Source organism: Sabulicella glaciei (assembly GCF_026183895.1).
Classification (GTDB): Bacteria; Pseudomonadota; Alphaproteobacteria; order Acetobacterales; family Acetobacteraceae; genus Roseococcus; species Roseococcus glaciei.
The window spans coordinates 1-13,942 of record NZ_JAPFQI010000026.1; the positions used below are offsets into that span (position 1 = coordinate 1).

A 13,942-nucleotide genomic window follows, 5' to 3' on the forward strand; every position below is an offset into this window, starting at 1 on the left:
GCGGGGGCGGCGGCGGGGCGGGCGGCGCGTTGCGCGGCGGCTCGGGGGCCGGGGGCTCGGGCGTGGGCGGGGCCGGGACGGGGCTCGGCGCCGGGCGCGGCGCGGGCTCCTCGCCCTGCGCCATCTCAGCCGGGGCGACGAGCTCGACCGCGATGGCCTGCTCCGTCGGCTCCTCGATCACCCGCCGGTCGAGCTCGAGCAGCATCAGCACCAGCACGACGACGTGCAGGCCCAGGCTGATGCCGACAAACAGGCGGAACCGCCCCTCCTCCATGGTCAGCGCGGCGCGTTCGTCCTGGGGGCGGTCGCGGCCGGGCGCGGGGCACCGCCCGGGTTCGCCTGCTCGGCGAGCAGGGCGACGCGGGTGAAGCCGCCCGCGCTGATCGTGCCCATCACCTCCATGACCCGGCCGTAGGAGATGCCGCGGTCGCCGCGCACGAAGATGCGCCGCTCCGGCTGGCCCTGCTGCTGGTTGCGGGCGATGGCCTGAAGCTGCCCGACGAGGCCTTCCAGCGGCACTTCCGTTTCCTGCAGGAAGATGCGGCCTTGCGGATCCACGGAGATGGTCAGCGGCTCCTGCTCCTGGTTCAGGGGCTGGGCGGTGGTGCGCGGCAGGTCCACCGGCACGCCGGAGGTCATCATCGGCGCCGCGACCATGAAGATGATGAGCAGCACGAGCATCACGTCCACCATCGGCGTGACGTTGATCTCGGCCATGGGCTTGTAGCGGCGGCCCCCGCCGCCGCGCCCGAGCATCGGACCGGCCATCGCCTTACTCCGCCGCCGGGGTGGGGGCGGGGGCGGGACGGCCGGGGGCGGCGGCCGCCTCGGTCTGCCGGGCCAGGATGGCGCCGAACTCCGCCGCGAAGCCTTCCATCCGCGCCGCGAACTTGGCGAGGTTGGAGGTGAGCATGTTGTAGATCAGCACCGCCGGGATCGCCGCGATGAGGCCAATCGCCGTGGCGAAGAGCGCCTCCGCGATGCCGGGCGCCACCACGGCAAGGTTGGTGTTCTGCATCGAGGCGATGGCGGTGAAGCTGTTCATGATGCCCCACACCGTGCCGAACAGCCCGATGAAGGGCGCGGCCGAGCCGGTATTGGCCAGAAAGGTCATGCGCTTCTCCAGCCGCTCCATCTCGCGCTGGATCGTCACCCCCATGGCGCGCTCCACGCGCTCCTTGGTGCCGGCCACCATCATGGAGCCGGCCCCGGCCTGGGTGGAGCGGCGCCACTCGCGCATGCCCGCGCTGAACACGGCGGCGAAGGGGTGGTTCGGCTGCTCGCCCTCGCGGCGGAACAGCTCGTCCAGCGAGCCGCCGGACCAGAACCGGTCCTCGAAGGCGTCCGCCTCGGCACGCGCCTTGCGCAGCGAGGTGAACTTCTCGAAGGCGATGGCCCAGACATAGACGCTGGCGAGCAGCAGCAGGACCATGACGGTCTTCACCACCCAGTCGGCCTGCATGAACAGGCCCCACAGGGTCATGTCATGCGCGGCAGCGGCGAGCGGCGCGGAGGTGACGGGATTCACTGCGAAGAGCCTCCATGATCCACCAGGGCGCGCAGGGCGCCCAGCCAGGGTTCGGGCAGCCGCCGGGGCTGGAGGCTCGCCGCGTCCACGCAGGCGAGAGTCACGTCCAGCACGGCCAGCCCCTCCTCCCCCCGCCGCACCTGCTGTTCCAGGACAACCGATGCGGAAACGCGGCGGATCAGGGTGCGGACCTGCACCAAGTCATCCAGCCGCGCCGGGCGTGCATACTCCACCGCGAGGCGCTTCACCACCAGGAAGCAGCCATGAATTCGCTGCATGTCGGAATGCGGCATTCCCATGTCGCGGAGGGATTCTGTCCGCGCCCGCTCCGCCCAGCGGAGATAGGAGGCGTGGTAGGCAACGCCGCCGGCGTCGGTGTCCTCGAAATAAACGCGGATGGGGAAATCGTGGCCGAGCATGGTCCGCGCATAGCGCCCCTGTCGGCGCGCGTCGAACCTTCCCGCCTTGCGACGCAGGCCGGGGCATGGTCCGCTGATGGGGAGGGACGGACAAGGGACCAGGAATGACGCCGCGGCTGGCCGTCGCCATGTTCAAGCACGAGACCAACACCTTCTCGCCCGTGCCCACGCGGTGGGAGGATTTCGGCGCGCTGGAGGGGGAAGCGGCGCACCGCGCCTATCGCCATTCCGGCTACGCCATGGCCGGGCTGCTGGAGGGGGCCGAGGCGATGGGCGCGGCGGTGACGATCCCGCTGGCCGCCCGCGCCCTGCCCAGCGCCCCGGTGGCGCGCGACGCCTTCGAGCGCCTGTCGGAGATTCTCTGCGCCGCCACGCGCGAATGCGACGCGATGCTGCTGGACCTCCACGGCGCCATGGTCGCCGAGCACCACGAGGATGGCGAGGGAGAGTTGCTGGCCCGGCTGCGCCACGTGCGCCCCGGCCTGCCGATCGGCGCGGCGCTGGACAGCCACGGCAACGTCACCGACTGCTTTGTCGAGAACTGCACGGTGATGCCGGGCTACCGCACCTACCCGCATACCGACATGGTCGAGACGGGCCGCATGGCCGCGCGGCTGCTGCGCGACGTGCTGGAAATGCGGCTGGAGCCGGTGACGGTGCGCCACGCCGTGCCCATGCTGCCCGATATGGTGCGCGGCCAGACCGACCGGGAGCCGATGTCGCGCCTGATCGCCGCCGCCGCAGCCGAGGAGGCCGCCGGCCTGCCCTGCGTCACCGTCTTCACCGGCTTCCCGCTCGCCGACACGGCCGACACCTCGCTCTGCGTGCTGGCCACCGCCCACCGGGACCGCGCGGCGGCCGAGGCGGCAGCCCGGCGCGTCGGCGACCTAGCCTGGTCCATGCGCGAGGAGTTCACCCAGAAGCTGGAACCGCTCGACGAGGCGGTGGCGCGCGCGGCCGCCATGGCGGAAGGCCCGGTGATCCTGTCCGATCAGTCGGACAACTGCCACTCGGGCGGCGCCATGGACGACGTCACGGTGATCGCCGCCGCGCTGGAGGCGGGGATGACCGGCATCCTGGCCGGGCCAGTGCGCGACCCGGCGGCGGTGGCGCGCTGCTGCGAGGCCGGGATCGGCACGGAAGTGACGCTGGAGGTTGGCGCCTGGGCAGAAACCCCCTTCCCCCGTGCGCCCCTGCGCGTCACGGGCACGGTGCAGACGCTGCGGATGGGCCGCTTCACGGTCGAGGGGCCGGTCTTCACGGGGATGCCGGTGGATCTGGGCCGCTGCGCGGTGGTCCGAAACGAGCGGCTGACCCTGCTGCTGAGCGAGGGCCGGGTCGAGGCGCTGGACCCGCTGCAATACCGCCTCTTCGGGCTGGAGCCGTCGCGCTTCCAGGCCATCGTCCTGAAGAGCAAGACCAACCACCGCCCCGCCTTCGCCTCCCTGGCCCGCGCCGAGGTGGCCTGCCACGCCCCCGGCGTGGCGGGGCTGGACCTTCACGCCCTGCCCTGGCGCCGCGTGCGCCGGCCGATCTTCCCCCTGGACCGGAGCAACGCATGATCCGCCGCCTCGCAGCCGCCGCGCTGCTTCTCGCCGCCGCCGCCCTGCCCGCCCCGGCCCAGACCGTGCGCTGGGGCAACAACGGCGAGGTCTCGACCATGGACCCGCACGGCGCCTTCAGCACCGCCAACGCGGCCCTGCTGGGCAATATCTACGAAGGGCTGGTCCGCCACGACCGCGAGCTGCGCTTCGAGCCGGCGCTTGCGACGGGCTGGGAGGTGCTGGCGCCCGACCATTGGCGCTTCGCCATCCGGCAGGGGGTGCGCTTCCACGACGGCTCGCCGATGACGCCTGCCGACGTGGTGGCCTCGCTGCGACGGGCCTCGCTCCCCAACTCGCCCTACGCCTCCGTCACCCACATGATCCAGTCGGTGGAGCAGAGCGGCGACTGGACCGTCGATATCCGCCTGCGCGGCCCCTACCCGGTGCTGATCAACGACCTGGCGGGCATCTCCATCCTGTCCGAGGCGTGGATGCAACGGCACGACGCGCTTCAGCCGGCCGACCCGGCCCGCGGGCGCACCGCCTATACCAGCATGAACACCAACGGCACCGGCCCCTACCGGCTGGTGTCGCGCGAGCCCGACGCGCAGACCGTGCTGGAGCGCTTCGACGGGTGGTGGGACCGCTCGCCGGTGCCGGTGCAGCGCGTGGTCTTCACCCCCGTGGCCAATGACGCGACGCGCGTCGCCGGGCTGCTGGGCGGGCAGCTGGACGTCATCACGCCCACGCCGCTGCAGGACCTGGACCGGCTGCGCGCCGCGAACGGGCTACGCGTGGTCGAGGCCCAGGACCTTCGCGTGATGTTCCTGGTGTTCAACGTGGCTGCCGACCATCCGGTGGAAGGCCAGCCGCGCAACCCGCTGGCCGATGAACGCGTGCGCCAGGCGCTCAGCATGGGCGTGGACGTGGGCGCGGTGACGCAGAGCGTGATGCGGGGCCTGACCCAGCCCATCCACACGCTGATCGCGCCCGAGATCGGGGGCTACGACGCCGCGCTGGCCACGCCGCGCGTGGCGCACGACACGGCCGCCGCCCGGCGGCTCCTGGCCGAGGCCGGCTATCCGGACGGGTTCGGCATCGGCTTCGACTGCCCCAATGACCGCTTCGTGAACGGCGAGCGCGTGTGCCGCGCCATCGCCTCCATGTGGGCGCGGATCGGCGTGCGGGCGAACCTGAACGTGATGCGCTACCCGCCCTACATGGCGCGGTTCCTGAACCACCAGAGCGACATCTTCCTGCTGGGCTGGGCCAACACGCCGCAGTTGGACGGGTTCTCCATCCTCAACAACGTGTTCCATACCAAGAACCAGCGCAGCGGCAGCTGGAATGCGGGACGCGTCAGCGATCCCGCCTTCGACGCGCTCGTGGCACGCGCCGCGGTGGAGATGGACCCGGCCCGGCGCACCGCCCTGATGACCGAGGCCTTCAACATGGAGCGCCAGGGCTTCTGGACGGTGCCGCTCTACCGCGAGCCGATGGTGGTCGCCATGCGCCGGCCGCTGGACATCCCGGCCTCGGCCGACGGGCGGATGCGCTTCTGGATGGCGCGGCTCGACTGAGCCGCGCCGCTCACTTCGCCTCCGGCATCCCGTCGAACAGGTCGGGGGTCGGGCTGGCAGGCGGCGTCAGCCCCAGGTGGCACCAGCCCATCTCGGCGAGGACGCGGCCGCGCGGGGTGCGCAGGACGAAGCCTTCCTGGATCAGGAAGGGCTCCACCACGTCCTCCAGCGTGTCGCGGCTTTCCGACAGGGCGGCGGCCATGGTCTCGACGCCCACGGGGCCGCCCTTGTGGTGCTCGGCGATGCGGCGGAGGTAGCGGCGGTCCATCGCGTCCAGCCCCTTTGCATCCACCTCCAGGCGCTGGAGCGCGGCGTCCACCATGGCGCGGTCGGCGACCCGGCCGGCCACGGCCGCGAAGTCGCGCACCCGGCGCAGGAGGCGGCCGGCGATGCGCGGCGTGCCGCGGGACCGGGTCGCGATTTCCCACGCGCCCTCGTCGCTCAGCGCGAAGTCCAGCTTGCCGGCGCCGCGCGCGACGATCTTGTGCAGCTCCTCCGGCGTGTAGAGCACCAAGCGCAGCGGGATGCCGAAGCGGTCGCGCAGCGGGGTGGACAGCAGGCCGGAGCGCGTCGTCGCCCCCACCAGGGTGAAGGGCGGCAGGTCGATGCGGACGGTGCGCGCCGCCGGCCCCTCGCCGATGATGAGGTCCAGCTGGAAATCCTCCATCGCCGGGTAGAGGGTTTCCTCGATGGCCGGCTGGAGGCGGTGGATCTCATCCACGAACAGGACGTCGCGCGGCTGGAGATTGGTCAGGATGGCCGCGAGGTCGCCGGCGCGCTGCAGCACGGGGCCGGTGGTGGCGCGGAACCCCACTCCCAGCTCGCGCGCGACGATCTGCGCCAGCGTCGTCTTGCCCAGGCCCGGCGGGCCGTGCAGCAGCACGTGGTCCAGCGCCTCGCCGCGCGCCCCGGCGGCCTGGATGAAGACCTCCAGGTTCTCGCGCGATCGCTGCTGGCCCGTGAAGTCGGCGAGGCGCTGCGGGCGCAGGCTCCCCTCGCCCGTGTCCTCCTCCTGGCGCTGGGCGGAGGCGATGCGGTTGGCGGAATCACTCATGGCGGAGAACATATAGGGCACATCGGGGAAAAAGTCTCGCTTTCGGCGCGATCCGCACCAGGGAGATTCAGCGCGCCGACTCGCGCAGCGCGGCGGTGATCAGGGCGTTCAGCTCCGCCCCTTCCCCCAGCGCCTTCATGGCCTTGGCCACGGCCTTTTCCGCCTCCGGCCGCTTGAGGCCGAGGTTGAGCAGCGCCGAGACGGCGTCCTGCGCCGATCCGGCCGTGGGAAGCTCCACGCCCCCCACCCCGTCCGCGTCGGGGGTCGCCTTGCCGACCGCCCATTTCTGCATCGCCGGCTCGTCCACGATGCGGGTGGCGGTGGCGGCCCCCACCCCTTTCACCTCGCCCAGCCGCTTGCGCTCCTTGCCGGCGATGGCGCTGGCGAGGTCGGTGGGAGACAGGCCGGACAGGACCAGCAGCGCCTTCTGCGGCCCCACCGTCTTCACCTGGGTGAGGGCGCGGAAGGCGTCGCGCTCGGCGGCGTCGAGGAAGCCATAGAGGGTGATGCTGTCCTGCGCCACGCGGGTCTCGACCAGCAGGCGCTGCACCCCCTCCTTCGCCGTCAGCCGGTCCAGCGTCTTGCGGGAGCAGGAAACGAGGTAGCCCACGCCGTTCACGTCGAGCACGCAGGCGCCGTCGGCGGTGGACTGCACGAGGCCGGTCAGCGAGGCGAACATCGCGTCAGGCCCGAGCGAGCTGGGCCAGGAGAGCGCGCGTGCCGCGATGGTGCGCATGGCAGATCGCGATGGCCAGCGCATCGGCCGCGTCGGCGCGCCGCAGCGCCGCGCCGGGCAGGAGGCGCTTCACCATGTCCTGCACCTGGATCTTGTCGGCATGGCCGGTGCCGACCACGGCGCGCTTCACCTCCATCGCCTGGTACTCCGCGACGCGGAGACCGGCGGAGGCCGGCGCAAGCAGCGCGATGCCGCGCGCCTGGCCCAGCTTGAGCGCGGCCTGGGGATTCTTGTTCACGTAGGTGTGCTCCACCGCCGCCTCGTCCGGCGTCCACTCGGCGATCAGCCCCATCAGCGCGGCGTGGATGCGGCACAGGCGCTCGGGCAGGTCCTCGGCGGTGGTAGTGGAGATGGCGCCGGCCGCGAGGAAGCGCAGATGCGAGCCGGCGGATTCGATCAGCCCCCAGCCCGTGTGCGTCAGCCCGGGATCGATGCCCAGGATGCGAACGGAGCCGTTCACGTTTTGTCCCCTCCGCTCCCGCGGCGCCAGGGTTGGCGGCGGGGGCGGAAGGTGCGTGCTCATCCGGGCTAGGCGGCCGAAAGCTTGGCCAGCACGGCCTCGCTCACCTCGAAATTGGTGAAGACGTTCTGCACGTCGTCATGGTCCTCCAGCAGGTCCACGAACTTGAGCACGGATTGCGCCGATTCTTCATCCAGTTCGACCGAAAGATTCGGGCGCCACTCCAGCTTGGTCGCCAGGGCCTCGCCGAAGCGGGCCTCCAGCGCCTCGCGCACCGCGTTCAGGTCGTCCGCCGCGCTCAGGATCTCGTGCCCGTCCTCGCCCGTCAGCACGTCCTCCGCCCCGGCCTCGATCGCGGCCTCCAGCATCGTGTCGGCATCGCCGGCCGTCATGGGGTAGCGGATGACGCCGCGTCGGTCGAACTGAAAGGCCACCGTCTCGCCGAGCGAGCCGCCGTGCTTGCTGAACATGGAGCGGAGGTCGGAGGCTGTGCGGTTGCGGTTGTCGGTCAGCGCCTCGACGATCACGGCGACGCCGGCCGGGCCGCGCCCCTCGTAGCGGACCTCGGCGTAGTCCTCGCCGCTGCCCGCGCCCTGCGCCTTCTTGATGGCGCGGTCCACCGCGTCCTTGGTCATGTTCGCCTGGCGCGCGGCGATCAGCGCGGCGCGCAGGCGCGGATTGAAGGCGGGGTCGGGCTGGCCCTGCTTCGCCGCGACGGTGATCTCGCGCCCCAGCTTGGCGAAGACCCGGGCGCGCTTCGCGTCCTGCGCGCCCTTGCGGTGCATGATGTTCTTGAACTGCGAATGGCCGGCCATGGTTCTTCGGTTGTTCGGTTGCGGAAGCGCCCTATAGCGAAGGGGCGGCGCTTCCGCCACCATCGGAGCATGGACGCCCTTACCGACCCCCATGCCATCACGAGCCTCGCGGCGCTGGACGCGCTCTACGCGGAGCCGTCGGAACTGGTCCGCAAGAAGGTAGCGCCGCAGCTGGACGCGCCGACGCGCGCCTTCATCGCCGCGTCGCCCTTCGTCCTGCTGGGCACGGTCGGACCGGACGGTCCCCACGTCACGCCACGCGGCGACGCACCGGGCTTCGTGGAGGCGCCGGATGACGAGACGCTGATCCTGCCCGACCGGCGCGGCAACAACCGCCTGGACGCGCTGCGCGACATCCTGGTCGACGACCGCGTCGCCCTGCTCTTCCTGGTGCCCGGCGCGGGGGAGACGCTGCGGGTCCATGGCCGCGCCACCATCACCACCGACCCGGCGCTGCGCGCCCGGCACGTGGCGCAGGGCAAGGAGCCGACCTCGCTGCTGCGTGTGCGCGTCACCTCGCTGTACATGCAATGCGCCAAGGCGGTGATCCGCTCGAAGCTCTGGGCCGGCGCGCCGCGCCCGGCGGAGCTGCCCAGCATGGGCGCGCTGCTGGAAGCGCACATGAAGGGCGCGGTGAAGGGCGAGGAGGTGGATGCGCGCCTGCCCGTGACCTATGCGCAGACGCTCTACTGACTACCTCTTCCCCAGCCGGTACCCGGCAAGGCCCAGCAGCAGCGACGCCGCCAGCGCGAGGAAGCCGGCGGCGTAGCCCGAGGCGCCGACCGCCCAGCCCATCACCGCCGGCAGCGCCGCCGAGCCCAGGACCTGTGCAAGGTTCACCGTGGTCACGCCGCGCCCCACCAGGTGCTCCGGGAACAGCATCCGCCCCTGGGTGACCAGCAGGATGGAATAGGCCGACCCGGCGCAGACGATGCAAAGCAGCGGCACGACGAGGGCGAGGGCCGGCCCCGTTGCCAGGGCCAGCAGCGCGACGATGACCGTCCCGCACATGAGCGCCACCGTCCGCTCGCGGCCCAGGTGCCGTTCCAGGGGCGGCACCAGGAGCTGGCCGAGCGGCACGCAGATGCCCATGGCCAGCAGCACCGTCCCGCGCGCGGCGGGCGTCAGCCCGTGCACGTCATGGAGGAACGGCCCGGCCCAGAGGGCGAGCAGCGTCGCCATCGCGGCATAGGCGACGGTGTGCAGCGACAGGATCCGCGGCAGGCCGGGCGTGCGCCAGACGGAGAACTGTCCGGCCAGGATCTCGCCCAGGCTTTCCCTTCGCACGGCGCGGGGCGGCGCGTCCGGCGGGTCGTCCGCCGCCAGCCGCCACCAGAGAAGGCCGAGCAGCGCCGTCAGCCCCGCCGAAAGCAGAAAGGCGCCGCGCCATCCCGTCACCCCGGCCAGCACGGCAAGCGGCGCCCCCGCCGCGAGGATGCCTGCCTGGCTCCAGGCGAAGGTGGTGCTGATGGCGCGGGTCAGGGCGGCGCCGCTGTGCCAGCGCCCGGACAGCACCACCGCCGCCATGAAGGAAGCCGCGCAGCCCAGCCCGAGCAGGAAGCGCGCGACAATGAACTCCGTGCCGGTCTGCGCCACGGATTGCCAGGCCGCGCCCAGCACCGCCAGCGCGGTCAGGGCGAGGACGAGGCGCTTCGGCCCGACGCGGTCCAGCGCCACCCCCACCGGGATCTGCGCCGCGAGCAGCGCGCCGAAAAAGGCGGTGTTGGCCGCGCCCAGCGCGCCCGGCCCCATGCCGAGATCGGCCGTAAGCTCGGGCGCGATCACCCCCACCGCCGCGCGGTGGAAGTTCGAGATTCCGGTCATCCCGACCAGGGCGACGATCAGCCTCGACCCGGGTGTCATGCGGCGAGGCCGAACTCCGCCTCCAGCGCGCGTAGCCCTTCGGGCGTGGGATGGAGGCGGCGGCGGCGCAGCGTGTCCGTGGCCTCCGGCTCGATCCGCACCAGCCATTTCCGGCGCAGCAGCAGCGTCGCGAGTTCGCGGCCCAGCCCGCCCGCCAAGTGGGGCCGGCGCTCCGACCAGTCCATGCAGTCGCAGGCGAAGCGCGGGGCGCGGCGGGCGGCGGCGAGGTCCACGCCCAGCGCCGCCATGCGCGCCTCGCCCGTCCCGGTGAGGGTCCAGCCGCCGCCTTCGGGTTGGAGCCAACCCTCGCCGGTCAGGCGGCCATGCAGCCCGACGCCGATGCGACCGGCCACGTGATGCCAGCACAGCCGCCCGCGCCGCAGCGCCTCGTCATGCGGCCAGGGGCGGCGCGCGGGGCGCGCGGCGAGGCCGAGCAGCGTCTCGATCGCCTGCGCCACCTCCTCGCCCGCCAGGCGGAACCAGCGATGGCGGCCCTGGGCATGCACGGCGACCAGCCCGCCCTCGGCCAGGGCCTTGAGCTGGGCCGAGGCAGCGGGCGCGCCGATGCCGGCGATGCGTGCCAGCTCCCCGGCAGTCAGCGACTCGCCGGGCAGCAGGGCCTGCAGCATGGCGGCGCGGGAGGGATCGCCGATCAGGGCGGCGGTGGCGGCGAGGCTGGTCATGGCACGAGGCTAAGGCCAGCACGTCCGGCGGTGCTTCGGAAGCGCCCGAAGCGCCGCTCAGCCGAGCGCGGCGCGGTTGGCGACAAAAGCGCGGTCGTACTCGATCAGCCGCGCCACCGCGTCGCGCACCGCCAGGCCATGCAGCCGGCCGATCACGTGCAGCGTCAGGTCATGCGCGAGGCTGACCCCGCCCCCGGTGGCCGGGCCGCCCGGCGGGTCCACGATCTGCGCCGGACGCGCCTCGACCCCCATGCGGGCCAGCAGCGCGACCGGGGACGCCTCCTCGCCGGGGCTGGCGTGGCGGCGCGTGGTGGCGGGCCGCCCTTCCAGCAGTCCCGCCGCGCCCAGGATCAGCGCCCCGGTGCAGACGCTGGCGAGGCGCGCGGGGTCGAGGCGCCGCAGGAAGCCGAGCATCGCCGCGTCCTCCGCCTGGGCCCGCCAGCCCGGCCCGCCGGAAACGATCCAGGCATCGCATTCCGGCGCGTCGTCGAAGCCGTGCGCGGCCAGCACGGTGAGCCCACCGGCGCAGCGCACCGGCCCGGCCTCCCGCGCCACTGTCACGGCCGCGAGCCCCGGCACCAGCCGCGACGCCATGGAGATCACCCCCACCGTCCCGCCGATGTCGATAGGCTCCACCCCGTCGTACAGGATCACCCCGATTTGGCTCATGCCGCCTCCCGTGTATGTGGGGGCGCATGTCCGCCACCCCCGAAGCCGAGCAGATGGAAGCGCTCGCCGCCGAGCTGCGCGCGCAGCGTCAGCGCCAGGGGCTGACGCTGGAACAGCTGGCGGCGCGCTCGGGCGTGTCGCGCTCCATGATCTCCAAGATCGAGCGGATGGGGGCAGTCCCCTCCACCGTCATCCTGTCGCGCCTCGCCGAGGCGCTGGGCGTCACCTTCGCGCAGCTGATGCTGCCAGCGGCGGAGCGGGAGCTGATCGTCATCCCGGCGTCGCACCAGCCCGTGCTGCGCGACGCCGAGACGGGCTTCGCCCGCCGCGTTCTTTCCCCCGTCCTGCCGGGGCGCGGCGTGGACTTCGTCCTGAACACCCTGCCGCCCGGCGCGCGCACCGGCGAGTTCACGGCGCATCGCCGCGGCGTCGAGGAATACATCTACGTCCTGGCCGGGACGCTGCTGGCGCGGGTCGGCGGGCGGGAGGTGCGGCTGGCCGAAGGGGACAGCCTGTTCTTCGAGGCGGACGGACCGCATGGCTTCTCCAACCCCGGCGCGGCGGAATGCCGCTACCTCCTGGTGATCGACAGCTCCCGCGGACGGTAGCGCCGGATTCCACTCCAAGGGAATCCCTTCCATCATCGCGCCACCGCCCCTATGACGAGGGGCGAGACCCAGAGGAGCAGCGACGATGGACCTTCCTGCCACGCCCATCCACAAGGACGGGTTCGAGCACCCGGCTGGCCGCGCAGCGCGCGAGGTCGCGGGCGGGGCGGAGAACTGGCGCGGCACCCTGCTGCACATCCACGTCGCCGAGGCCGCTTCCTTCGAGATGACGGAACTGACCGAGGCCCGCCTCGTCGCCGGGCGCGGCATCGAGGGCGACCGGTACTTCCTCGGCACCGGCACCTACTCGCCCAAGCCCGACGTGCGCGAGGTGACGCTGATCGAGCAGGAGGCGCTGGACGCGCTGTCGCGCAACGACCCGCCCCTGCAGAACGGCCCGCTGGTGCTGACGCCGGAGATGCACCGCCGCAACCTCACGGTGCGCGGCGTGCCGCTGAACCACTTGGTCGGGCGGCGCTTCCGCGTCGGCGAGGCGATCCTGCGCGGCGGCCGGCTGAACTTTCCCTGCAAGTACCTGGAGGAGCTGCTGGGGATGCCGGTCTATCTGCCGCTCTACAACCGCTCCGGCCTCAACTGCTCCATCGAGAAGGGCGGCGTCATCCGTCCGGGCGACGTGCTGGAGCCGCTGTGACCGCCCGCATCGTGATGCGGCTGCGTGTCGAGGACGCGCGGCCCACCACGCCGGAGGTGCTGCTGCTGACGCTGCGCCACGCCACCAAGCCAGAGCTTCCCGCGTGGGCGCCCGGCGCGCATGTGGATCTCCGCCTGCCCGACGGGCGGGTGCGGCAATACTCTCTGTGCGGCGATCCGGCGGAGCGTGGGCAATGGTGCCTCGCCGTGAAGCGGGAGGAAGCCGGGCGCGGCGGATCGCGCTGGGTGCACGAGGCGCTGCGCGCGGGCGAGACGGTGATGGTCACGGCGCCGCGCAACAACTTTCCGCTGACCGAAGGCGCCGAGCGCCACGTGCTCGTCGCCGGCGGCATCGGCATCACGCCGCTCCTGCCCATGGCGCGGGAGCTGGCGCGGCGCGGCGCCGAGTTCAACCTGCATTTCCTCGCGCGCTCCCGTGCCCTGGCACCGCTGCTGGCGGAGGCCGAGGCGGCGTGCGGCGACCGGCTCGTCACCTGGTTCGGCGACGAGGGGAGGCGCTTCGACCCGTCCGTGCTGCGCCCGCCCGGCCCGGCCGACCACCTCTATGCCTGCGGTCCCCAGCGCCTGCTCGACGCGCTGAAGGAGACGGGCTGGCCGGAGGAGCGCTTCCACCATGAGGTGTTCCAGGCGACGCTGGACGAGAACTTCAAGCCCGAACCCTTCACCGCCCGCATTGCCTCCAGCGGCGAGGAGATCCTGGTTCCGGCCGACCTGTCGCTGCTGGAGGCGCTGCGCCGCGCCGGACACGCCGCCCCCTCCTCCTGCGAATCCGGGGTGTGCGGCGCCTGCATCTGCCGCTACCGCGACGGTGTGGTGATCCACCGCGACCAGGTGCTGAAGCTGGCGGAGCGGCAGGACCGCATGACGCCCTGCGTCAGCCGGGCCCGCGTGAGCGTGACGCTGGAGCTGTAGTCGGTCAGCGCACCCGGGACGGCCAGAAGGCCCAGAGCAGCACCGCCGCCCCAGCGACCCAGATCAGTACGATGGCGGCGGCACCCGCGCGGCTGACGGGGCGGGCCGCCCGTCGCTCGGCCTCCGCCCGGAACTCGTCCATCAGCGCGGGCGGGACGAGGCGCACGGCCAGGAGGATGCCAAGCGGCACGAGGATCAGATCGTCCAGGTAGCCCAGCACCGGGATGAAGTCCGGGATCAGGTCGATCGGCGAGAGCGCATAGGCCGCGACCAGCCCGGCGACGAGCTTGGCGGCGAGGGGCACGCGCGGGTCGCGCGCCGCCAGCCACAGCGCCACCACATCGCGCTTCACCCGCCGCGCCCAGTCGCGCAGCCCGCCCGTCATCATCGCCTTGCCTC

18 protein-coding genes are annotated in these 13,942 nt (G+C 72.7%); 6 read left to right on the top strand and 12 right to left on the bottom strand.

Annotated features, from left to right (window positions below):
• The 4 genes from OF850_RS20815 to OF850_RS20830 form a co-directional block, all read right to left on the bottom strand.
• Positions 1–274: hypothetical protein (locus OF850_RS20815; protein WP_301592255.1), on the bottom strand; the 274-nt coding region annotated here is incomplete at its 3' end.
• A gap of 2 nt (positions 275–276) precedes the next feature.
• The gene (tolR, locus tag OF850_RS20820; protein WP_301592256.1) at positions 277–768 is read right to left on the bottom strand and encodes a protein TolR; all 492 of its coding nucleotides are present in this window, start codon (positions 766–768) and stop codon (positions 277–279) included.
• Positions 769–772: 4 nt separating this feature from the next.
• Positions 773–1,483 carry a protein TolQ gene (tolQ, locus tag OF850_RS20825; protein ID WP_301592309.1) on the bottom strand — a complete coding sequence of 237 codons (711 nt, stop codon included), beginning with the start codon at positions 1,481–1,483 and terminating at the stop codon, positions 773–775.
• 41 nt (positions 1,484–1,524) lie between these two features.
• Positions 1,525–1,947, bottom strand: a complete 423-nt coding sequence (locus OF850_RS20830) for a YbgC/FadM family acyl-CoA thioesterase (RefSeq protein WP_301592257.1) — start codon at positions 1,945–1,947, stop codon at positions 1,525–1,527.
• Positions 1,948–2,051: 104 nt separating this feature from the next.
• Here OF850_RS20830 and OF850_RS20835 point away from each other — a divergent pair, with 104 nt between their 5' ends.
• Positions 2,052–3,509 carry a M81 family metallopeptidase gene (locus tag OF850_RS20835; protein ID WP_301592258.1) on the top strand — a complete coding sequence of 486 codons (1,458 nt, stop codon included), beginning with the start codon at positions 2,052–2,054 and terminating at the stop codon, positions 3,507–3,509.
• The gene (locus OF850_RS20840; protein WP_301592259.1) at positions 3,506–5,071 is read left to right on the top strand and encodes an ABC transporter substrate-binding protein; all 1,566 of its coding nucleotides are present in this window, start codon (positions 3,506–3,508) and stop codon (positions 5,069–5,071) included. Before OF850_RS20835 ends, OF850_RS20840 begins: the two co-directional genes overlap by 4 nt.
• 10 nt (positions 5,072–5,081) lie before the next feature.
• Here OF850_RS20840 and ruvB read toward each other — a convergent pair whose 3' ends face one another.
• The 4 genes from ruvB to OF850_RS20860 all read right to left on the bottom strand — a co-directional run bounded on the left by ruvB (position 5,082) and on the right by OF850_RS20860 (position 8,136).
• The gene (gene ruvB / locus OF850_RS20845; RefSeq protein ID WP_301592260.1) at positions 5,082–6,125 is read right to left on the bottom strand and encodes a Holliday junction branch migration DNA helicase RuvB; all 1,044 of its coding nucleotides are present in this window, start codon (positions 6,123–6,125) and stop codon (positions 5,082–5,084) included.
• Positions 6,126–6,192: 67 nt separating this feature from the next.
• Positions 6,193–6,861, bottom strand: a complete 669-nt coding sequence (gene ruvA / locus OF850_RS20850) for a Holliday junction branch migration protein RuvA (RefSeq protein ID WP_301592261.1) — start codon at positions 6,859–6,861, stop codon at positions 6,193–6,195.
• Entirely contained in the window at positions 6,809–7,321 is a 513-nt protein-coding gene (gene ruvC, locus OF850_RS20855; RefSeq protein ID WP_301592262.1) for a crossover junction endodeoxyribonuclease RuvC, read from the bottom strand. Before ruvC ends, ruvA begins: the two co-directional genes overlap by 53 nt.
• Positions 7,322–7,389: 68 nt before the next feature.
• Positions 7,390–8,136 (bottom strand): YebC/PmpR family DNA-binding transcriptional regulator, encoded by a 747-nt coding sequence (locus tag OF850_RS20860; RefSeq protein WP_301592263.1) that lies wholly within the window; start codon positions 8,134–8,136, stop codon positions 7,390–7,392.
• A 69-nt stretch (positions 8,137–8,205) separates the two neighbouring features.
• On the opposite strand from OF850_RS20860, the gene OF850_RS20865 reads away from it, so the two are divergent.
• Complete coding sequence (locus OF850_RS20865) at positions 8,206–8,829, top strand: MSMEG_1061 family FMN-dependent PPOX-type flavoprotein (protein ID WP_301592264.1); 624 nt, start codon at positions 8,206–8,208, stop codon at positions 8,827–8,829.
• Here the strand turns inward: OF850_RS20865 and OF850_RS20870 are convergent, their stop codons facing one another.
• From OF850_RS20870 to OF850_RS20880, 3 genes are read right to left on the bottom strand one after another with little or no spacing between them, the layout of a single operon-like run.
• Positions 8,830–9,999 (bottom strand): MFS transporter, encoded by a 1,170-nt coding sequence (locus OF850_RS20870; RefSeq protein WP_301592265.1) that lies wholly within the window; start codon positions 9,997–9,999, stop codon positions 8,830–8,832.
• Positions 9,996–10,682, bottom strand: a complete 687-nt coding sequence (locus OF850_RS20875; protein WP_301592266.1) for an ArsR/SmtB family transcription factor — start codon at positions 10,680–10,682, stop codon at positions 9,996–9,998. The genes OF850_RS20870 and OF850_RS20875 overlap by 4 nt, the downstream gene beginning before the upstream one ends.
• A 57-nt stretch (positions 10,683–10,739) precedes the next feature.
• Positions 10,740–11,351: a DJ-1/PfpI family protein gene (locus OF850_RS20880; protein ID WP_301592267.1), complete on the bottom strand. Its 612-nt coding sequence runs from the start codon at positions 11,349–11,351 to the stop codon at positions 10,740–10,742.
• Between the two features lie 26 nt (positions 11,352–11,377).
• On the opposite strand from OF850_RS20880, the gene OF850_RS20885 reads away from it, so the two are divergent.
• The 3 genes from OF850_RS20885 to OF850_RS23795 all read left to right on the top strand — a co-directional run bounded on the left by OF850_RS20885 (position 11,378) and on the right by OF850_RS23795 (position 13,543).
• On the top strand, positions 11,378–11,959 hold the full coding sequence (locus OF850_RS20885; protein ID WP_301592268.1) for a helix-turn-helix domain-containing protein: 582 nt from the start codon (positions 11,378–11,380) through the stop codon (positions 11,957–11,959).
• An 85-nt stretch (positions 11,960–12,044) separates the two neighbouring features.
• Positions 12,045–12,611, top strand: coding sequence for an MOSC domain-containing protein (locus OF850_RS20890; RefSeq protein ID WP_301592269.1), 567 nt, complete (start codon positions 12,045–12,047; stop codon positions 12,609–12,611).
• On the top strand, positions 12,608–13,543 hold the full coding sequence (locus OF850_RS23795) for a PDR/VanB family oxidoreductase (RefSeq protein ID WP_301592270.1): 936 nt from the start codon (positions 12,608–12,610) through the stop codon (positions 13,541–13,543). The genes OF850_RS20890 and OF850_RS23795 overlap by 4 nt, the downstream gene beginning before the upstream one ends.
• A 4-nt stretch (positions 13,544–13,547) precedes the next feature.
• On the opposite strand, the gene OF850_RS20900 is transcribed toward OF850_RS23795, so the two are convergent.
• Positions 13,548–13,931, bottom strand: a complete 384-nt coding sequence (locus OF850_RS20900; RefSeq protein WP_368044714.1) for a YkvA family protein — start codon at positions 13,929–13,931, stop codon at positions 13,548–13,550.
• Between the last annotated feature and the right edge of the window lie 11 nt (positions 13,932–13,942).

Excerpts from the sequence above, each read along its gene's own strand:
- OF850_RS20880 (WP_301592267.1), bottom strand. The coding sequence starts at position 11,351 with ATGAGCCAAATCGGGGTGATCCTGTACGACGGGGTGGAGCCTATCGAC.
- OF850_RS20840 (WP_301592259.1), top strand. The coding sequence starts at position 3,506 with ATGATCCGCCGCCTCGCAGCCGCCGCGCTGCTTCTCGCCGCCGCCGCC.
- OF850_RS20890 (WP_301592269.1), top strand. The coding sequence starts at position 12,045 with ATGGACCTTCCTGCCACGCCCATCCACAAGGACGGGTTCGAGCACCCG.
- OF850_RS20860 (WP_301592263.1), bottom strand. The coding sequence starts at position 8,136 with ATGGCCGGCCATTCGCAGTTCAAGAACATCATGCACCGCAAGGGCGCG.
- OF850_RS20870 (WP_301592265.1), bottom strand. The coding sequence starts at position 9,999 with ATGACACCCGGGTCGAGGCTGATCGTCGCCCTGGTCGGGATGACCGGA.
- OF850_RS20865 (WP_301592264.1), top strand. The coding sequence starts at position 8,206 with ATGGACGCCCTTACCGACCCCCATGCCATCACGAGCCTCGCGGCGCTG.
- OF850_RS20835 (WP_301592258.1), top strand. The coding sequence starts at position 2,052 with ATGACGCCGCGGCTGGCCGTCGCCATGTTCAAGCACGAGACCAACACC.
- OF850_RS20830 (WP_301592257.1), bottom strand. The coding sequence starts at position 1,947 with ATGCTCGGCCACGATTTCCCCATCCGCGTTTATTTCGAGGACACCGAC.
- tolQ (WP_301592309.1), bottom strand. The coding sequence starts at position 1,483 with ATGACCCTGTGGGGCCTGTTCATGCAGGCCGACTGGGTGGTGAAGACC.
- OF850_RS20875 (WP_301592266.1), bottom strand. The coding sequence starts at position 10,682 with ATGACCAGCCTCGCCGCCACCGCCGCCCTGATCGGCGATCCCTCCCGC.
- ruvA (WP_301592261.1), bottom strand. The coding sequence starts at position 6,861 with ATGCGCACCATCGCGGCACGCGCGCTCTCCTGGCCCAGCTCGCTCGGG.
- OF850_RS20900 (WP_368044714.1), bottom strand. The coding sequence starts at position 13,931 with ATGATGACGGGCGGGCTGCGCGACTGGGCGCGGCGGGTGAAGCGCGAT.
- tolR (WP_301592256.1), bottom strand. The coding sequence starts at position 768 with ATGGCCGGTCCGATGCTCGGGCGCGGCGGCGGGGGCCGCCGCTACAAG.
- ruvB (WP_301592260.1), bottom strand. The coding sequence starts at position 6,125 with ATGAGTGATTCCGCCAACCGCATCGCCTCCGCCCAGCGCCAGGAGGAG.
- OF850_RS20885 (WP_301592268.1), top strand. The coding sequence starts at position 11,378 with ATGTCCGCCACCCCCGAAGCCGAGCAGATGGAAGCGCTCGCCGCCGAG.